This window comes from Chryseobacterium sp. GVT01B (assembly GCF_019970045.1).
Taxonomy (GTDB): Bacteria; Bacteroidota; Bacteroidia; order Flavobacteriales; family Weeksellaceae; genus Chryseobacterium.
In genome coordinates, this window is sequence record NZ_JAHXYI010000003.1 from 309,373 (window position 1) to 327,195 (window position 17,823).

At 37.7% G+C, this 17,823-nt stretch carries 24 protein-coding genes; 10 read left to right on the forward strand and 14 right to left on the reverse strand.

The genetic code is table 11. From position 1 onward, the window contains the following. Nucleotides 1-9: 9 nt before the first annotated feature. The 4 genes from LC457_RS08155 to LC457_RS08170 all read left to right on the forward strand — a co-directional run bounded on the left by LC457_RS08155 (nt 10) and on the right by LC457_RS08170 (nt 2,756). Complete coding sequence (locus LC457_RS08155; RefSeq protein WP_223599383.1) at nt 10-720, forward strand: hypothetical protein; 711 nt, start codon at nt 10-12, stop codon at nt 718-720. Continuing rightward, nucleotides 707-1,351, forward strand: coding sequence for a hypothetical protein (locus LC457_RS08160; protein ID WP_223599384.1), 645 nt, complete (start codon nt 707-709; stop codon nt 1,349-1,351). The genes LC457_RS08155 and LC457_RS08160 overlap by 14 nt, the downstream gene beginning before the upstream one ends. 74 nt (nt 1,352-1,425) lie before the next feature. Next, complete coding sequence (locus LC457_RS08165) at nt 1,426-2,070, forward strand: sensor histidine kinase (protein ID WP_223599385.1); 645 nt, start codon at nt 1,426-1,428, stop codon at nt 2,068-2,070. A gap of 8 nt (nt 2,071-2,078) precedes the next feature. Further along, entirely contained in the window at nt 2,079-2,756 is a 678-nt protein-coding gene (locus LC457_RS08170) for a response regulator (protein WP_223599386.1), read from the forward strand. 67 nt (nt 2,757-2,823) lie between these two features. Here LC457_RS08170 and LC457_RS08175 read toward each other — a convergent pair whose 3' ends face one another. The 7 genes from LC457_RS08175 to LC457_RS08205 all read right to left on the reverse strand — a co-directional run bounded on the left by LC457_RS08175 (nt 2,824) and on the right by LC457_RS08205 (nt 5,538). Then, entirely contained in the window at nt 2,824-3,087 is a 264-nt protein-coding gene (locus LC457_RS08175) for a RebB family R body protein (RefSeq protein ID WP_223599387.1), read from the reverse strand. 83 nt (nt 3,088-3,170) lie between these two features. Next, nucleotides 3,171-3,428 (reverse strand): RebB family R body protein, encoded by a 258-nt coding sequence (locus LC457_RS08180; protein WP_105703711.1) that lies wholly within the window; start codon nt 3,426-3,428, stop codon nt 3,171-3,173. Between the two features lie 84 nt (nt 3,429-3,512). Beyond that, complete coding sequence (locus tag LC457_RS08185; RefSeq protein WP_223599388.1) at nt 3,513-3,770, reverse strand: RebB family R body protein; 258 nt, start codon at nt 3,768-3,770, stop codon at nt 3,513-3,515. A gap of 82 nt (nt 3,771-3,852) precedes the next feature. After that, a complete protein-coding gene (locus tag LC457_RS08190) occupies nt 3,853-4,110 on the reverse strand; it encodes a RebB family R body protein (RefSeq protein ID WP_223599389.1) in 258 nt (85 codons plus the stop codon). Between the two features lie 79 nt (nt 4,111-4,189). Beyond that, on the reverse strand, nt 4,190-4,447 hold the full coding sequence (locus LC457_RS08195; RefSeq protein WP_047378383.1) for a RebB family R body protein: 258 nt from the start codon (nt 4,445-4,447) through the stop codon (nt 4,190-4,192). A gap of 456 nt (nt 4,448-4,903) precedes the next feature. Further along, nucleotides 4,904-5,131, reverse strand: coding sequence for a RebB family R body protein (locus LC457_RS08200; RefSeq protein ID WP_223599390.1), 228 nt, complete (start codon nt 5,129-5,131; stop codon nt 4,904-4,906). A gap of 23 nt (nt 5,132-5,154) precedes the next feature. Continuing rightward, complete coding sequence (locus LC457_RS08205) at nt 5,155-5,538, reverse strand: hypothetical protein (RefSeq protein ID WP_223599391.1); 384 nt, start codon at nt 5,536-5,538, stop codon at nt 5,155-5,157. 324 nt (nt 5,539-5,862) lie between these two features. On the opposite strand from LC457_RS08205, the gene LC457_RS23490 reads away from it, so the two are divergent. Then, nucleotides 5,863-5,925: a Vmc-like lipoprotein signal peptide domain-containing protein gene (locus tag LC457_RS23490; protein WP_374200542.1), complete on the forward strand. Its 63-nt coding sequence runs from the start codon at nt 5,863-5,865 to the stop codon at nt 5,923-5,925. 478 nt (nt 5,926-6,403) lie between these two features. Here the strand turns inward: LC457_RS23490 and LC457_RS08215 are convergent, their stop codons facing one another. Genes LC457_RS08215 through LC457_RS08225 form a run of 3 tightly spaced genes read right to left on the reverse strand, consistent with a single transcriptional unit; the run spans nt 6,404 to nt 7,379 of the window. Beyond that, nucleotides 6,404-6,592: a hypothetical protein gene (locus tag LC457_RS08215; RefSeq protein ID WP_223599393.1), complete on the reverse strand. Its 189-nt coding sequence runs from the start codon at nt 6,590-6,592 to the stop codon at nt 6,404-6,406. A 38-nt stretch (nt 6,593-6,630) separates the two neighbouring features. Then, nucleotides 6,631-7,146 carry a hypothetical protein gene (locus LC457_RS08220; RefSeq protein WP_223599394.1) on the reverse strand — a complete coding sequence of 172 codons (516 nt, stop codon included), beginning with the start codon at nt 7,144-7,146 and terminating at the stop codon, nt 6,631-6,633. Between the two features lie 17 nt (nt 7,147-7,163). Continuing rightward, on the reverse strand, nt 7,164-7,379 hold the full coding sequence (locus LC457_RS08225; protein ID WP_034697211.1) for a RebB family R body protein: 216 nt from the start codon (nt 7,377-7,379) through the stop codon (nt 7,164-7,166). A 422-nt stretch (nt 7,380-7,801) separates the two neighbouring features. Between LC457_RS08225 and LC457_RS08230 the strand changes: the two genes are divergently transcribed. Continuing rightward, entirely contained in the window at nt 7,802-9,271 is a 1,470-nt protein-coding gene (locus LC457_RS08230; protein WP_223599395.1) for a hypothetical protein, read from the forward strand. A gap of 85 nt (nt 9,272-9,356) precedes the next feature. On the opposite strand, the gene LC457_RS08235 is transcribed toward LC457_RS08230, so the two are convergent. Beyond that, nucleotides 9,357-10,250 carry a CPBP family intramembrane glutamic endopeptidase gene (locus LC457_RS08235; RefSeq protein WP_223599396.1) on the reverse strand — a complete coding sequence of 298 codons (894 nt, stop codon included), beginning with the start codon at nt 10,248-10,250 and terminating at the stop codon, nt 9,357-9,359. Between the two features lie 188 nt (nt 10,251-10,438). Here LC457_RS08235 and LC457_RS08240 point away from each other — a divergent pair, with 188 nt between their 5' ends. From LC457_RS08240 to LC457_RS08250, 3 genes are all read left to right on the forward strand, one after another. Beyond that, nucleotides 10,439-11,011 carry a helix-turn-helix domain-containing protein gene (locus tag LC457_RS08240; protein WP_223599397.1) on the forward strand — a complete coding sequence of 191 codons (573 nt, stop codon included), beginning with the start codon at nt 10,439-10,441 and terminating at the stop codon, nt 11,009-11,011. A gap of 87 nt (nt 11,012-11,098) precedes the next feature. Further along, the gene (locus LC457_RS08245) at nt 11,099-12,586 is read left to right on the forward strand and encodes a class A beta-lactamase-related serine hydrolase (protein ID WP_223599398.1); all 1,488 of its coding nucleotides are present in this window, start codon (nt 11,099-11,101) and stop codon (nt 12,584-12,586) included. Between the two features lie 91 nt (nt 12,587-12,677). Continuing rightward, nucleotides 12,678-13,106, forward strand: coding sequence for a DUF3592 domain-containing protein (locus LC457_RS08250; protein WP_223599399.1), 429 nt, complete (start codon nt 12,678-12,680; stop codon nt 13,104-13,106). Nucleotides 13,107-13,123: 17 nt separating this feature from the next. Here LC457_RS08250 and LC457_RS08255 read toward each other — a convergent pair whose 3' ends face one another. Further along, entirely contained in the window at nt 13,124-13,669 is a 546-nt protein-coding gene (locus tag LC457_RS08255; RefSeq protein ID WP_223599400.1) for a hypothetical protein, read from the reverse strand. A 226-nt stretch (nt 13,670-13,895) separates the two neighbouring features. On the opposite strand from LC457_RS08255, the gene LC457_RS08260 reads away from it, so the two are divergent. Then, nucleotides 13,896-14,945, forward strand: coding sequence for an alpha/beta fold hydrolase (locus LC457_RS08260; RefSeq protein WP_223599401.1), 1,050 nt, complete (start codon nt 13,896-13,898; stop codon nt 14,943-14,945). Between the two features lie 135 nt (nt 14,946-15,080). On the opposite strand, the gene LC457_RS08265 is transcribed toward LC457_RS08260, so the two are convergent. Beyond that, nucleotides 15,081-16,223 (reverse strand): 1-acyl-sn-glycerol-3-phosphate acyltransferase, encoded by a 1,143-nt coding sequence (locus LC457_RS08265; protein ID WP_223599402.1) that lies wholly within the window; start codon nt 16,221-16,223, stop codon nt 15,081-15,083. Between the two features lie 1,170 nt (nt 16,224-17,393). Further along, the gene (locus LC457_RS08270) at nt 17,394-17,681 is read right to left on the reverse strand and encodes a GIY-YIG nuclease family protein (RefSeq protein ID WP_308116401.1); all 288 of its coding nucleotides are present in this window, start codon (nt 17,679-17,681) and stop codon (nt 17,394-17,396) included. Nucleotides 17,682-17,823 lie beyond the last annotated feature (142 nt).

Below are 17,823 nucleotides of genomic sequence, written 5' to 3' on the forward strand. Positions count from 1 at the left end.
AATACTATCATGACTACTGAAAACATCTTTGAAGCCATCAGAAAATGGAAAAATCTTATTGATTCCTATAAAAATGGAATTGATATAAATGGGGCAGAAATTTTGAATTTTTTAAATCAGGGAACTCATTTCAGTGTTTCAGGTGAGGAAATTGAACAATGGAAACAAATCCTTGGAACAGTAGAATTTAAGACGATCCATGCGTATGTAGGTATTCATGAAGAACAGTTGAAATTTTTTCTGATTGATTCTAAAAGTGATAAGGATGCCAATTTTAGTAACATCATTATTAAAGAATTTTCCCGAAACTTCACTGAAGAAAAGATGGAAAGCAGCAATCACGAAGAAGTGACTCCACCTCCAATTACAGCTGAATCTGCCATTAACCGTAATTTCAGATGGAATATGTTTGGAACCTCATGGATACAGGCCCAGAAAACAGAAGATATTTTTCAGCTTATTTCTATTCCGTTTTCAGATTATGACAAAATGGGGATTACAGGAGGGCAGACCTGTACCAGCTTCTTTGGGCTTACTGATGATCTGGAGAAAAAAGATCCGGATTTTCCTTTTCATATCGAAATTATTACCGTGAAAAGTCTTGCGATTAACCATATGAGTGAGACTGCAGAAAATTATTCTACCCCAAGACCTCCTTTTACCATTGATACTCCCAATGACTATCAACTTTTGAAGCAAAGCACCAGTGTTTTCGTATAACAGTTTATCCCTGTATTTACAAATTATTATTAACCTGGTCTTGTGTACAGGACTGATTCTATTGGTAAAAGAAGGGATAAAAACAAAACTTCCTGTGATTATACTTCTCTCAGGAGAGTTCATGCTGGAGCTGACGGACTTAGCGGACCGGATGATGAAATTAAATACACTCAATATTTACAACTATACATTGAGCCAGTTTTTTGGATTAATGATCCTTACTGTGATTTATAGCAATTACTACATCCAGCTTTCCCGTAAATTAAAATGGATGATCTATGGGTATGCAATACTGGCATTGATTATTAATTTGTTGTATGTGCAAGACGATACACAGGTTACTTTTTATTCCAATATTATCACCAGTATTATTATTTGCAGTTATGCCGCCTCTTATTTTATGAAGATCATCAGAGAAGGCAGGGCAGACAGGGATATGTTTATCGTGAACATCATTGTTTTCCTGTTTTTTTCTATTGAATGTATCATATCCACGACCTTTAATTTTTTAATCAGCAACCATCTGAGTTGGGTAGCTCCTATCTGGCTTTTCAGAGGCCTCCTGCTATTGTCATTTTATATTGCTTTTATTAATCTGGGATGTGGCGTTGGGAAAATCAGGATCAGATAGTTCTATGGATATGGATCGGTATTGGACTATTTTTTTTAACAACGTTATTCATTACGTTATTGGTCATTAATTATTTGAAAAGTATAAAGAAAAATAAACAGAAAGTCTCTCAGCTGGTCCGGAATACAAAAAAGGAATATTGGGAGAATACATTGCTTATACAGGAAAAGGACAGGGAGCGCCTGGCGGAAGAACTTCATGATAATATTATCTCACAGTTGAACCTCATCCGTTTGAATCTTACAGATAAAAATCCCGAAGAGCTTAATCGTGATCTGAAAAAATCGATGCAGCTGATAAGGGAATTCTCCCATAATCTTACACCACCGGACCTTGATGAGGTTGAACTGGCAGATTTAATTGCAGATTATCTTGAACAGGTTAATAAAAATATAGAAGTCATTTTCCGCCATATTACCATAAGAACTCCAATCAGCAGTCCGGTAAAACTGAACCTTTTCAGAATCGTTCAGGAATTGGTCACCAATATTTTGAAACATGCTGAAGCTACCAGAGTAGATGTATCGCTGAGAATATCTCTGAACTATCTGATGCTAACTATAGAAGATAACGGACGGGGTTTTATTATGGAAACCCACTCGGGAGGTATTGGATTGAGGAATATTCAGTCAAGAGCACAGAAAATTAAAGCCATTTATAAACTTAAAACACAGCCTGAAAAAGGCACAAAATTCATAGCCTGTATGGCAATACAATAAAAATAAACATGGAACACGCAAAAATTAAAATCGGAATTGTAGATGACGACCTGCTGTTTGTACAGCTTTTGAAAAATTATATTGATAATAATGGAGATTATCAGGTTACACTGACCTCAACGGGCGGTTATCAGTTTCTCACTGAGGATTCCGGATCTTTAGACATTCTGATTCTGGATCTGAGAATGACGAACGGTGATGGTCTTGAAGTCATGGCTGAACTGGCCAAAAGGGAAACTGAAACAAAAATTATTGTTCTTTCCAGTTTTTACCGCCGTTCATTTATGGGGCAGATGCTGAAAATGGGAGCCCATGCTTTTTTGCCTAAAGAAATTGAACTGGAAGAACTATTAGTTGTCATCAAAACCGTTCATCACACAGGACATTACTTTTCCAATGATCAGATTGATGTTATGAGAAGCCAGCTTTCCAACAAGCTTCCGGAGTTTCATGCCTTTTCTAAGAATGAGCTTACCGATAGAGAAGTTGATGTTCTTCGACTGGTTTGCCAGCAGCTCAGTACCAAGGAAATTGCAGATTCTCTTTTTATTTCACCCAAAACGGTAGAAACCCATAAAACCAACCTGATGATCAAAACAGGAGTGAAAAATATGGCCGGGCTTGTGATTTACGCAGTACAGAATCAGGTTATAGATCCGAACGAAATCGTATTATTTGATAAGTAGTTTCTCTTCAAAAAGAATCAGGGAGCACATGAATGTACTCCCTGATAACAAGAAATCTAAAAATACACTATAATTTAGGATTCAATACTTTAGCAATAGATACTGCATCTGCTACAGTGTCCAGGCTATAGATCTGCAGAATACCCTGAGTGGTAGCCGTCTGACCTAAAATGTTCTGTTGGTTTTGTGCATTCACTGCATTTTCAAACATGATTCCTGTAGAATGTGCAGCGGACTGATATACGTTACTTAAAGCCATTGCAGGAGATTCTGCTACTACTTTTACGTTTGATTGCGTTACTGCGTCTGTGATTTGTTCGTTTACTGGCATAATGATTATTGTTTATTGGGGTTAAAGATTAACCGGATTTTCCGGTTGTTCGGATAATAGTTTTAAAGGGGTCCGCAAATGGATTATGGATTAAGGATTTTAGCCATAGAAACAGCATCTGCAATGGTATCCAGACTGTAGATCTGTGCGATACCCTGTGTAGTAGCTGCCTGAGTAACAACGTTCTGTTGGTTTTGTGCGCTCACTGCATTTTCAAACATAATTCCTGTGGAATGTGCTGCTGTCTGATACACGTTGGCTATAGCCATTGCAGGAGATTCTGCAACTACCTTTACGTTCGACTGTGTTACGGCGTCTGTGATTTGTTCGTTTACTGGCATAATGATTATTGTTTATTGGGATTAAAAACAACCGGATTTTCCGGTTGTTCGGAGAATGGAATTTAAGTTGTTCGCTAAAATTAATTACGGATTAAGAATTTTAGCCATAGAAACAGCATCAGCAATGGTATCCAGACTGTAGATCTGAGTGATACCTTGTGTAGTAGCTGCCTGAGAGACAATATTCTGCTGGTTCTGTGTATTTATTGCGTTTTCAAACATGATTCCTGTAGAGTGTGCAGCAGATTGATATACGTTGGCTAAGGCCATTGCAGGAGATTCTGCTACTACTTTTACGTTGGATTGTGTTACTGCGTCTGTGATTTTTTCGTTTACTGGCATAATGATTATTGTTTATTTTGATTAAAATACCCGGATGTTCCGGATCTGAAAATGGTTATATTCTGCGGTTGGCAGGAATAGATTAAGGTTTAAGAATTTTAGCAATTGAGATAGCATCTGCAATAGTATCTTTACTGTAGATTTGAGTGATACCCTGTGTAGTAGCTGCCTGCGTTACAATGTTGTGCTGATTTTGGTTGGTCATCGCATTTTCAAACATGATTCCCGTAGAATGTGCTGCGGTCTGGTATACATTACTCAAAGCCATTGCAGGAGATTCCGCAACTACCTTTACGTTCGACTGCGTTATTGCATCTGTGATTTGTTCGTTAACTGGCATAATGATTATTGTTTATTTAGGTTAAAAAACGACCGGATTTTCCGGCTGAGAATTACTTTTTATCAAAAAAGCTTAAAAATTAAGGCTTAAGAATCTTAGCTATTGATACCGCATCTGCTACCGTATCCAGGCTATAGATCTGCAGAATACCCTGAGTGGTAGCTGCCTGGCCTAAAATGTTCTGTTGGTTTTGTGCATTCACTGCATTTTCAAACATGATTCCTGTAGAATGTGCTGCAGATTGGTACACGTTGGCTAAAGCCATTGCAGGAGATTCTCCTACTACTTTCACGTTCGATTGCGTTACTGCGTCTGTGATTTGTTCATTAACTGGCATAATTGTTTTTGTTTTTGTTGAGATGTGATCTCGGTTAATAATTATTGAGGTAAACTAGTTTTATGTTTATTTTAAACTCACTACAGATCCTGCAGATGGATACATTTCAAAAGCATTGATATTGACAGGTTATAAGTGATTGGATCTGAAGGTGGCTCTGAATACAATGGTTGAGACCCTATCTGTAAAATCTGCGTGAGTTTAAAGCATATTTCTTGATAAAAAGGATGCGGTTTTCATTTTTAATATCTGTCTTAAAAATAAATATCTGCTGCAGGTATACTGGCTATGCTGGATTCTTTTGGGCTAAAGATGGATTCTGAATAATTGCTTCTGCAAATAGACAGCATCTGAAAAACGGTGCAAAATAAATGTTGACCTGATTGTATATATTGAGGGCACCGGAATTCATCTTTGCAGAGAAAATAAACCGCATCCGTGGTGGTGAAACCGGAATTAGAAACGTCCTTTTCTAAATAGTCCTGATTCTTTGTGTTTCAGCTTTCCGGATCCCATTTTTTTTACTCCCATGACATAGTTGCTGATGGCGGTCATGTTGTTTCGTTGTTGGTTCAAGGCAGAATTGATCTGCATTGCACCTGTAGAATGTGCACTTACCTGTGTTGAAATAGCGTTAGGTACAGCAGTAGACATTCCCATAATTATAGTATCAATTTCGTTCATAATATCTTTGGGTTTTGATGTTTCTATGGGCGGATATTACCAAATCTGGCACTCAGCTTGTTCATTCTGTCCATTATTTTGAGCTCTTTCTCCTTTACCTTTGCCGTAGATGCCTCCTGAAGTCTTTTCAATTGTTCTTCGTAGTTCATCATGGGAGGATCAGCCTGGGCAGGTGTGGCAGTCTGTACCTGAGGAATTTCTTGCTGTTTCACGGCTTCTTCCAGCTTTTCCAGCAAAGGAGCCAGTGATTTCATCGTTTCTTTGATGGCTTTATCCCTGATATAAGTAATGATCTCATCTTCATGTCTTAAAACAAAAGGCATGATTTCTTTTTCTATGATTTCAGGTTCCGTTACTGGGAGCGGAGGTTTGTGAGCGGGTGCCTTTTTGCGGATTCTTCTTCGCATAAGTATTGTTTTATAAAGTTGAAAAATGAGCGTTTACTTTACAGCAGATAATTAATAAATGCTGCCGCAGCCTTCCAGTCGTGGTTAATATCTTTTACTACATTATAACCTGTTATCTCCAATGCTATACATGCTGAAATAGCAGTAGCTGACAACATTTCTTTTAACTGGTTGGGAGGAAGGGTAAGGATATAATCATCCGGAATCACAGGAAGTCGGCCGTTGTTGGGAGGATTTTCATTCACTACAATACTCAGGATTTCCTGGAAATAATGTGCGATCAGTTTAGAAGCCTGAAATTCCAGTTCTCTTTTTAATTCAATTATTTCTTCCTGGCTTACCAGTTCGGCAATAGCAGCTACATCCACATCATGTACCGAATACTGAGCTTCTCCCGTATCAGATGGGGTGATCGTGATATCTGTTTTAAGAATCCACTTTGCCTTTTCAAGATTAATCGTAAGAAGTTTTGAATCAAGATCTGAAACTGCAATTTCGTTTAAGGTGGTAAAAGGTAAAATTCTCACATTACAGTAAAAAGCTTTCGGATCATCCAGCTTCACCATGATGACGGCAATTCCCGTTGATCTATCTATGGGCTCCACTACAAAAGACTGGAAATGATTGTATCTTTTATTTCCTCTGTTGATGCAGTTCACCAGTCTTATGGCAGGCTGAATATTAATGTTTGAGGTCTGAAGATTAAATACAACTCGCTCTGCATTATGTTCCGTCTTTTTCACATCAGCACTTCTCGTGTCAAAATAAGAAATATCACTGCTTCGGGTCAGGTAAAGTCGTTCATTTAAATCATTTAAATTTTCCAGGTTTAAAATTTTGGCGGGTTTGGTTGTTGAAGAATAATTCATATTTTATTTATTTTAATTTTTTCAAGGAGTTGGCTTATTATTGTTTTTTTCTTTCGGTTAACTTCAGGTTCTACTGAAGGAATTACTGCTTCCTTAATCTCTGGTTTTACGAGTGGCTGTGTCAGTTTTACTGACTTTAATACTAATTTTCCCCCATGATCAGCCGTGATAAAGCTTTTTCTCATACCTTCCTTTTCTGATGAGATTTCTTCCGGAACCGGATCTACTCGTTTTTTTTTTCGGGATCTTCAGGCTCAGGAGAAACTTCCGTAAACGAAGGGGGAGAAGGAAGTGCGGCTGGAACCGGAGATGTGTTGACATTGTAAATAGTATTGGAAATTTTAGCCTTCACTTCAGCATATTCACTTACCATTTTGAATAAATCCTTCATCATTTCATTTCCTTTTCCTGCATCCTGACCCTGCAGGTGCTCTGCCATCTGAGTGGAGGTTTCCTTACTGCCGGGAGCCGGCCCGAAAGTCGTTCCATACGTCAGTAGATTATTGGCCAATCTGCTTAATGCAATCAAACCTACCTGCTCAAATCCTTTCAAAAAAGACTGTAAATCCTGAACCATCATTCCTGTAGACTGTTCTATCATTACTTTTGTTACTCCGGTCATTGGGGAAGCCTTAGGAGGGGCCAGTACCTCACTGTTCACAAATACTACAGCTTTCTCCGCCGGAGTGGTAGCATTGGCTGCCTGGGATTGTTGGGTTTCACTGTTGTGTTCACTCATGATCGTAAGGTTTTATATTATCCTTTTAAAATTTTAATGGCATCTGCAACAATCGCAGGGTTGAGCTGGTTCAAGTTCTGCTGATTCGTTACAGAATTCTGAATGGATATTCCACTGGCATGGGTGGCCATCTGGTAAAGCATACTCATAGCCTGTGCGGGAGACTCACCAAGTACGGTAACATTGGTCTGCGTTACTGCATCTGTAGTCTGGGTGTTTACTGTTTCTGCCATATTCTGGTTTTAATGGGTTATTATTATTTTTATTTTCAAACATCTTTTTTCAAAGACTTTCTTTCAACTCAACCTTAATAGTATTTCCTGATTAAGTCTTAACTGTGAGACTGTTGATCTCTTTTGTCTGATACAAATTTCATCAAACGAAATAAATCTTCATTAAGGGAAAAAACTGAATTTTAAAAAATAAGGGAATTCTCCTATGAGTGAAATTTTTATACAATATCATATCGTGCATAATTAAAATCCCGAAAACAGACTCACATATATAAGTGTATTTAATAATCATAACAGGTGAATACACAAATACCTTGTCTACCCATACGGGTAAACCCTGAATTTCTGAAAATGGGTGGATCCCCTCTACTGAGTCGGGAGCTTTACCTTGAAATTTGTTTCCTAACGTAATAATAAACGATATGCCAAGAAATAAGAAAAAAAAGAAAGAAGGTGCTTCCAATACAGTTGATGCTAATCGAAGACCAGCACCAAGACCAGCACCTCAACGTACCCCTAAACCTAAAGTTAAAGTACTTACCCAACCCGGATATGCTACAGGTGATATGTTTGGGATTGCCGCGGCTTTAATTGATGATGAGGAACTTCATGTTGTCATTTCAAAAGGCGACGGTACTTTCACAGACCATACGGATAAAGCAGATTCTATAAAAAAATTCTATGAAGATTCCGGAATAGGTGAGGAAAGAATACATATTGTAAAAGTAAAACAGCTAAGGGGAGCAGGTAATAGAAAATTAGAAAATGAAGCACACAAGTATAAGCGAGAAGGATATACTAAAGGGGTGAACTATGGAACAGATTACATTGCCAGAAAATACTCACCGGCCTTACGGGATAAGCTAAAAGAAAGATGGAAGGTAAATATCAATGACGATGAGAATCAGGCTATAAAAAGATGGCTGGAACAAAAAGGAATCCCTACCAGTGGAAACAACTTACTTATTTTATGGTCCCGCTTCAGTGGGAAAGGAGGAGATATCCATATAGAACACGATACCAGCTATACAGGAATCAGGCAGATTGTTTATAGGGTAGCAGATATGTATGATGCAATTATTATTACGGGTGACAAAGGCTATGTGAAAGAGAGAGGATCTAAGTTTGATGATATTGTTAATGAGGTCAAAAGTACTATTCACCCTTCCAAAGTATTCAATATCACCGAATTTTGGGATGAAAAAACACCATCTTTATTAGCATGGGGAGGTAATACCCGTTTTGGACAGTTTAAGCTGTATGAGTACTTTGAGAAAAACTTTACCCATGTAAAGCATCTGGGCTTCAGAAGCGGTAACCTTGAAGTGATGGCGATGTTAGGATACACGGTAAGGTATATGGAAGAAGAAGGAAGCGAGAGTGGCCGCAGAATGCTTGCCTGGAAGGATATAGGCAGAGGTAAGACTTTAAAAAGAGGAGATGCCACCGGATACGAACGCTTACTGTTGAGTCAACCTCCAACACGATCAGGTAAATTTCTTCAGGAAAAAATAAAAGAAATAAATACAAAAATTGAGGAAGAACTTAATGAAGAAATTAGCAGAATAATAAGGACAACCGGACCCAAAACAGACAGACAGATAGCAGATCTGAAAATAAAACATAAACCTGAAATAGAAAAAAAATTCAGAGGAGAAAAAAGAGATTATATAGGGGCACATTATGCTCCTCGTAAAAAAGATGGAACACCTCCAACACCTATATCAAAAGAAGAAAAAAGTAGGTTTTATGAAGGGTTTAATGACAAAGATATGGAGCTTATACTCTCTTTCTTACGACCTGAACGCTGGATTTACAAACAAATTACTTACGACCCTATCATCCCACAGAAAAGAAAAGATTACAAAAAACTGTTAGAAATTGCCAATTAAACAGTAAGCCGAACTCTGCTGAATTTTCATTGATATTTCAAAAAAACAGCCTTCTACACAGAAGGCTGTTTTTTTGACTATAATGCTATGCAGAAAGAAGAGCATCTTCAGAATCCCTTTCAGGCAACTCTTTTCTCTTTCTCCAAAAGAAATAAGCTACAACAGCAGTTGCAATGGGCAGAGCAATACCAAACTCATCAATATAATAATTGGTGTTTCCCGTATCTACAGTAAGCGGTGTAAAAATAGACTGTATAAAAAGGTTGTGGCTGGCATGCAAAATAGCTCCCGTCCATAAGCTTCCTGATTTTAACCGCAGCCAGGTGAAAATAAAGCAAGAAGCAAATATCATCACCGTAAAACATAAAAGAGCCAGCCATTTCGGGCCACCCGTGTTATAATTGGAAAACAGCAGAAGAGGATAATGATAAATAGCCCATATAAGCCCCATCCAAAGAGAGGTGACAGTATAAGAATTGATCTTAGCCAATTGCGGAGTAAGAAGACCCCGCCAGCCTATTTCCTCACCCAACGCCGAGCCCACAGAACGTACCATACCAAAGCTGCTCATCAGAATGACATACAGGATAATGGTCTGACCATCGGAAAGATTCCATCCCATCCCTTTACCAGCTTCTGCTACAAACTGATGATTATAAAATCCGCCAGCCCCAGTGATCCAGATGATAAGGTAAGGAACAAAAGAGTAGACAATTGGAATACAGTAAGCCATGATCTGGTATTTCGTAAGGCCCCATTTCCAACCCAGGGAAGAAACAGGAATTTTCCGGATACGACAGGTAAGAAGTGCTGCAATAGCCGGGCACCACATTACAATCGTAGCGTAAGATATAATCCCGCCGCCGAGTTTCCCCGTACGAATACACATATAATAGACAGGGAGACAGAAAAGCAAGGTAAGGCACAGGTAAGTGGCAATATTCTTCCTGATTTCGGATTTGGATATTGTATTTTCCATAAACTGATCTGGTGTTGATGTTTATAAATGGTTGAAAAATAGAAGGTTATTTTTTAATAAAAGTACACTTATTTCTTATATGAATAATAATTTTCAGCACTATTCAATTTAAAAAAAGAGGTCTTCTGTTTTTAATAATGGAAAACTGTAAATTAGCCAAAACATTTTTTTCCGAATTACCCCAGAACATGTCCAGACTAAAAGCGATACGAGAACAAAAAAATCTGACTCAGGAGGAACTGTCAGAAAAATCAAAAATTTCTGTAAGAACCATTCAGCGGATAGAATCCGGAACAGAACCTAAGGGACATACTTTAAGAGCGTTGGCGCAGACTTTGGAAATAGAGGAATCTTTATTACTGCAGGAAGAAATCATTATTTCCCAGGAAAATGATGAGGTAAAAACAGAAGCCGCAGAAGAATCTGAAACGGTCAATTATTCTATGATTAAGATGATCAATCTATCCTCCTTATTATTTGTGGTAGTACCACCATTAAATATTCTGGCTCCCTTTCTGTTGATGTTTATTACGAAACAGAGAAATAGTCTTACTAAACAGATTATCTCTCTGCAGATGTTTTGGACTGCTATAGCACCCATTGTATTTATGCTCGGTATCTTTTTAAAGCTTGGAAAAGAGTTTACTCTTATTCTGATGATCCTTATTGCATTGTCCAATGTATTCATGATCCTCCGGAATGCTGCTGAGATTGACCGTAAAAAGAAATTGTATTTTAAGTTGAAATTCAGTATGTTATAATTATTGTCGGGGCTTTGTCGGGTTATTGTCGGGTTCTTTTTTATTTGAAAAACAAAATGAAATTGAATCTTTGTCAAAAAAATAACAATGACAAAATCGGCACAGCTTATCCTTCCTTTTCTTATTCTGTTGATGAATATCGTTCAAGCGCAGACAGAAAAAACAGATCCTCTTTACAAAACAATTATATCAAAAGACAGCCTGTTTTTTTCAGCAGGTTACAATACCTGTAACATAGGAAAGATGGAAAGCATGTTAAGCGACGGGTTTGAATTTTATCATGATAAAGGCGGCTTTGAGGATAAAAAGAAATTCATCATTGATTTTAAAAATGGATTGTGCAAATCTCCGGAAACCTATCAGTTAAAAAGAGTCCTGGTTGATAAAAGTACTGAGATTTATCCCATGTATAAAGAGGGAAAAATATATGCTGCCATTCAGAATGGAGACCATCTGTTTTATGAAAAAATAGGAGATCAGGCCGAGAAATTAGTCGGGGAAGCAAAATTTACTCACTTGTGGATCTTAGAAAATGCTGAGTGGAAACTTAAAAATTCATTGAGCTTTGATCACCATCCTAAGCAGACTACTGATAGTGAAACCATGTTTGATAACGATCAGTCGATGCAAAGCTGGCTGAAAGAGAATAAGGTTCCAACCCTGGGATTAGGAATTATCGAAGGGGGAAAATTACAGCAGGTAAAAGTTTTTGGAGGTACAAAACAAGGAATTCCAGCTCACGTCAACGCTTATTTTAATGTAGCATCCCTTACCAAACCTGTCACTACAATGGTAGCATTAAGGCTGATAAGTTTAGGAAAATGGAAGTTGGACGAACCTTTAGATACCTACTGGACAGATCCCGATATCATCAACGATCCCAGACATCACAAACTGACCACCAGAACAGTTTTGACCCACCAGACCGGCTTTCCCAACTGGAGATGGATGAATGCTGACAAAAAACTGAACTTTCAGTTTGATCCCGGTACAAAATACCAATATTCAGGAGAAGGTTTTGAATACCTTCGGAAAGCATTGGAAAAGAAGTTTGGAAAATCACTGGACCAGCTTGCAAAAGAATTGATCTTTCAGCCTCTCAAAATGCGTAATACAAACTATATCTGGGATCAGAACACGGATGAGTCAAGATTTATAACGGGATACAACGAAAAAGGAGATGCATATCCAATAGAAAAAATTAAAACCGCAAATGCTGCCGATGACCTGCATACTACGATAGAAGATTACGGGAATTTTATGATCAGCGTTATGAAAGGAAAAAATCTGAAACCGGAAGTCTTTCAGGAAATGATCAAAAAACAGGTAAAAGTAAAAGAGGGTAAATATTTTGGGTTGGGACTTGAAATCTACGATCTGGGAAATGGTGAATATGCTTTATCCCATGGTGGAGCAGACCAGGGAACAAGGTGTATTGCTATTGTACTGCCCAACTCAGGAAAAGGAATTGTGATATTTACCAATGTAGATGATGGCTACAAAGTCTATGAAAAACTGGTCCTTCATTACTTAGGAGAGCAGGGGCAAAAAATTATTAAGATAGAAACCAAATAACTATTCATGCTATAATAAATCTTTGTATATTCGGTTATTGATCTGAAAACAAATGAAATAACATACTATTTGTTTTCAGAATATAACAGATATGAGCAGAAATAAAAAGAAAGTTATGTGGCAATATTATTTAATTCTCGGTGCGGGAATAGTGCTGTTTATTTTTGCATTCTTAAGTTTTAGAAACACTCTTTCATTCTTAAAGAAAGCAGAAAAGACCACCGCAACTGTTACTTCACTGCGGGAATTTGATTCGGATGGAATAGTATTCAGTCCTCTCTTTACCTTCCGTACCAGAAATAATATTGAATATACCTACGAACTGCCGGAAGGCACCAATCCTTCAGCATGGTCGGTAGGAGAGACAGAGACCGTTATCTATGATCCGGATGATCCTTCTTCCGTAGAATTATATACGTATTTCAGAATTTTTGCCTGGCCTTTAATATTGATTTCTATTGCATTGCCATTACTGGTGGTAGGAGGAGGTTATTTTATTGCACACCAGTTTTTAAAATAACCTGCTCCTTCTGTATTCTATTTTACCTTTTCCAGAAGATACAGCTTAGCTCCGGAAAATGCCTGCTTAGGCATCAGGTTTCCTTCCAGAATCATAGTCTTATTATTGGCATCTATGACAGAAATATAATTGTTGGAATTGTATTCTATATAATTCTCTTTTTCTTTCGTTGAAGGATTTTTTCCGAACTCCATAGAATATTTTACCCAGTCTTCATCCTGTGAACTGCAGTGTACCGGTTTGAATTTAGACTTTTTAGCCTTGAACACAATTTGATCAAAACCTTCCGTACATTCTGAGGTGAATGAGCCGTCAGGATTCTGATCTTTTGAAAAATCCTCGAAAGAACCACGGTAAACACCTACCACTTTCCAGGTTCCGTCCACACGGTCTTCATCAATCTTTCCCTTCGCTTTGCTTACCGCCCAGCTGATTCCGTTTACCGTTCCTTTTACTGCTTTATAACTTAAGCTTACAGCTCCAGATACTACTTTTGTAGCCGTTCTTACCACACATGAATTGAGAACAAGGACCGCCGAAGCCAGAAATATTATTTTCTTCATTTTGTCAAATTTTTTCAGATACGAAGATAATGTTTTTGGAAAAACTGCTTGATGATGAACTATGTTTTGCATATTTAATATTAATGCTAGACATCTTAATATATTCTGCTGTCCGGTTTACCGCCCGAAAATCAGCATTCAACGTTCAATATGACCTGTTCAAAGTATTTACACTTATTCCTGACTCTGTTATATCATAATTTTACCATCACAAAACATCACTATTATGAATACTACATTGAACTTCAGTAAAAAAACACAGGCCATTTTATCCATGGTCATTTTTATAGGAATGGGGTTACTATCTCTAAAAGCACAGACTTCTGCCACTGGCGGGAAAGATACAGAAAATACAGCTGTCAGATCAGCTTTCCAGAATACAAAGAAAATCCGAGCCGGACTACTGGATGTAGGCTACGCAGAAGTAGGACCTGAAAATGGGAAACCTGTCATCCTTCTTCATGGATGGCCTTATGATATCCACAGTTTTGAACAATCCTCAGCTATCCTTGCCGAAAAAGGGTACCGTGTTTTGGTCCCTTATTTAAGAGGTTACGGTACAACGACCTTTGTTTCACCCAATACAAAACGAAACTGTCAGCAAAGTGCTGTTGCATTAGATATCATTGCTTTTATGGATGCCCTGAAAATTGATAAAGCGATCATCGGCGGTTTTGACTGGGGAGCCAGAACTGCAGATATCATGGCAGCATTGTGGCCAGAACGTTGTACGGGCTTGGTCGCCGTAAGCGGATATTTAATTGGAAGCCCAAAGGCCAACGAAAAACCTCTCCCTCCAAATGCTGAATTTTTATGGTGGTATCAGTATTACTTTTCAACTGAAAGAGGGTATAAAGGCTATAAAACCAATACTACAGCATTTAATAAACTGATCTGGAAAACAGCTTCACCAAAATGGGGTTTTGATGACCAGACCTACGAACGCTCTGCCGCAGCATTCAATAATCCTGATCATGTTGATATTGTGATCCACAATTACCGCTGGCGTCTGGGATTGGCGAAAGGAGAAAAACAATACGATGCGCTTGAAGCTAAACTGGCAAAATCTCCTTCCATTACAGTCCCAACAGTTACCCTGGAAGGTGATGCCAACGGAGCTGCATTTCCTGCCCCCGAAAGTTATGCTTCCAGATATACAGGAAAATATGCCCATCATACCCTCACAGGCGGAATTGGACACAATTTACCACAGGAAGCTCCAAAAGCATTTGCAGATGCCATTATAGAAGCAGACTTCATGTCACAGTCTAAATAAAAATCTGTTGGATTTAAGAGGCTTTGTTAAAAGTGTCATTCTGACGAAGGAAGAATCTCATTAATAACATTCTTCCTTCGTAAAATGACATAGTCAAATGATTTAATTATGAGACAGTCTCTTTCTTATCGTAAACTATCCTTCAAAACCTTCTTCAAGCTTCAGTTTATTCACCAAAGGATTGGCATACATCGCCAGAAAATACTCCTTAGAAACTGGATCTGACGGGTCTATACGCATTTCAAGCCTTCGGATAAATAACTGTTTCTCCTGTTCAGTATATTGTGAAGCATAGGTATCTGTGTTATGAATCAGATCATAAGCAATATATTTTGTCGGCCAAAGCTTATAATTCTTAATGATAGAATGATCAATCACCTGCGCAACGGCCTGCAATTGTTTGTTTTTATTCTCAATCGTAGTGGCAATTTCATCCAGTTCTGTATCAATAACATCACCGGCATGCAGATGAATTCGTTTCTTTTGTCCTAATATTCCGCTGAGCATAGTGGTAAAGTCTTCATTTTTACCTTTGATGTATTCCTCATCCCTGTGCTGTGCGAGAAGCTGAGGCATTTTCAAAGAATCTGTAGGATCATATTCGTAAGAAATAGATATAGGAACAATCTTTAAGGTTTTAAAATACTCTATCAGTGACTGATCTCCTGATGCCATGGCAAGCATTTTTAAAACACCCTGTTGAGTGGCATCATTACCGTCTTTGGTACGGCCTTCACGCTGGGCGATCCATACAGAACGGTTTTCGTGGTGCAGTTGATGATCAATATACTCAGACATCGTTTGTGAACTTTTAAGCTGATCACGAAGCGACAGTCCCCTTTGAACCAGAAAGTTACGGTTCAGTTTAGCCAATACATTCAAAAAGTTTCTTTTCACAAGATTATCCCCAATGGCTGAAGCAGTCATAATGTGGCCGCTTTCCAGAAGAGCCAGATTAAGCAGGGAAGTATCCAGTACAATATCTCTGTGATTTGAAATGTAAAGGTATGGAGTATTTTTATCCAGTTTATCGAAGCCTGAGGTCGTTAAACCTTCAGAACTTTTTGCAAGGATCTGACGAACGGTATACGCTACAAAATGATGCTGAAAATCACTTATAGAGTGGATCTCTTTAAACTGTTCCAGCCAGACCTGCTCATCCACACCGGGAAAAGTAAAGTTCATCAGTGCTTTCATCATAGGATCACGGGCTACACTCTGCAATCTTTCATTCACTTCATGATCATGAAAATACCGTATTTCATCAAACTTCGACATGCGATTATTTAAAAATTAAAACTTTTTGCAAAAGAACGAAAATTTATCTGGGGAATGGGTATAATGCTTGTTAAAGTATTATGAAGGGCGTAGGAGTTAATTGAAATAACTGTGTATAACAAATAAATCCATATAATGGCGCCCACTTTGTCACGCTATAAGCGCCCACCATGTCATTCCGCAGGGATCTAAACGCTTATTTATCCTCATTTAATATCAAAAAACCTTTCTGAATCTGGATTCCTACGGAATGACGAATATTGTGGATAGTGTAAGTGAGTAGTTTTTGTACCAAGGTCTGGAGTGAATAAGTCTCCACATACACATTATACCCGCCCACCTTGTCATTCCGCAGGAATCTAAACTAATATTTTTATCATCATTTATTATCCAAAAAGTTTTCTGTATCTGGATTCCTACGGAATGACAACTGTGTGAATAGTCTGATCGAATAGTTTGTATTAATGTCTTGGATTAAATAAGTATCCACATACGCATCATACCCGCTCACCTTGTCATTCCGCAGGAATCTAAACTCTTATATTATCCTCATTTATTATCCAAAAACCTTTCTATGTCTGGATTCCTACGGAATGAAAAACTGTGCGGATAGTCTGAGCGAAATAGTTTGTATCATGTTCTGGAGCAAATAAGTATCCACATACGCATCATACCCGCTCACCTTGTCATTCTGCAGGAATCTAAACGCTCATTTTTATGATCATTCATTATCAAAAACTTTTCTGAATCTGGATTCCTACGGAATGACAAACTGCGTGGAGAGTCTAAGCGAATAGTTTTTGTGGTAAAGTTTGGAGTAAATAAGTCTCCAGATACGCATGATACCCGCCCACTTTGTCATTCCGTAGGAATCTAAACTCTTATTTTATGATCATTTATTATCAAAAACCTTTCTGTATCTGGATTTCTACGGAATGACAATCTGTGTGGAATAGTCTGAGCGAATAGTTTGTGTGGTAAAGTCTTGATTAAATAAGTCTCCAAATACGCATGATACCCGCCCACTTTGTCATTCCGTAGGAATCTAAACTCTTATTTTATGATCATTTATTATCAAAAACCTTTCTGTATCTGGATTTCTACGGAATAACAATCTGTGTGAATATAGTCCATATCAAAACTAATTTTCAAACAGGTAATTCAAAAATTCTAAATTAGTATTTTTGTTCTCCTTATAAGTTCAAGTTTCTTAATTCTTGACCAGTTTTTAATTTCCTTTTCTCTTTCAATGGCATGATGAATCCAATCATATTTCTCGTAATAAATTAGAAATTCAAGATTATATCTTGCTGTGAAGCTACCGGGATTTAGCTTTGTTTTGTGTTGATGTAATCTCCTGTGGAGGTTTCCTGTAACGCCAGTATAAAGTACTTTTCTGTTTTTATTGGTGAGAATATAGATATAGTAGGTATATCTTCCTCTTGAAAACTCAATCATTTGTGTGTTTGTTTTACAAAAGTTACAAAAAATATACTCTACTTGTTTTTTCAATTGGATTTAATCAATGTAATTGAAAGAAGAAATAGGAGTTTCGTTTTGAATTGAGTATAAGCTCTCATTTAAATTTGTAAGAAATGGA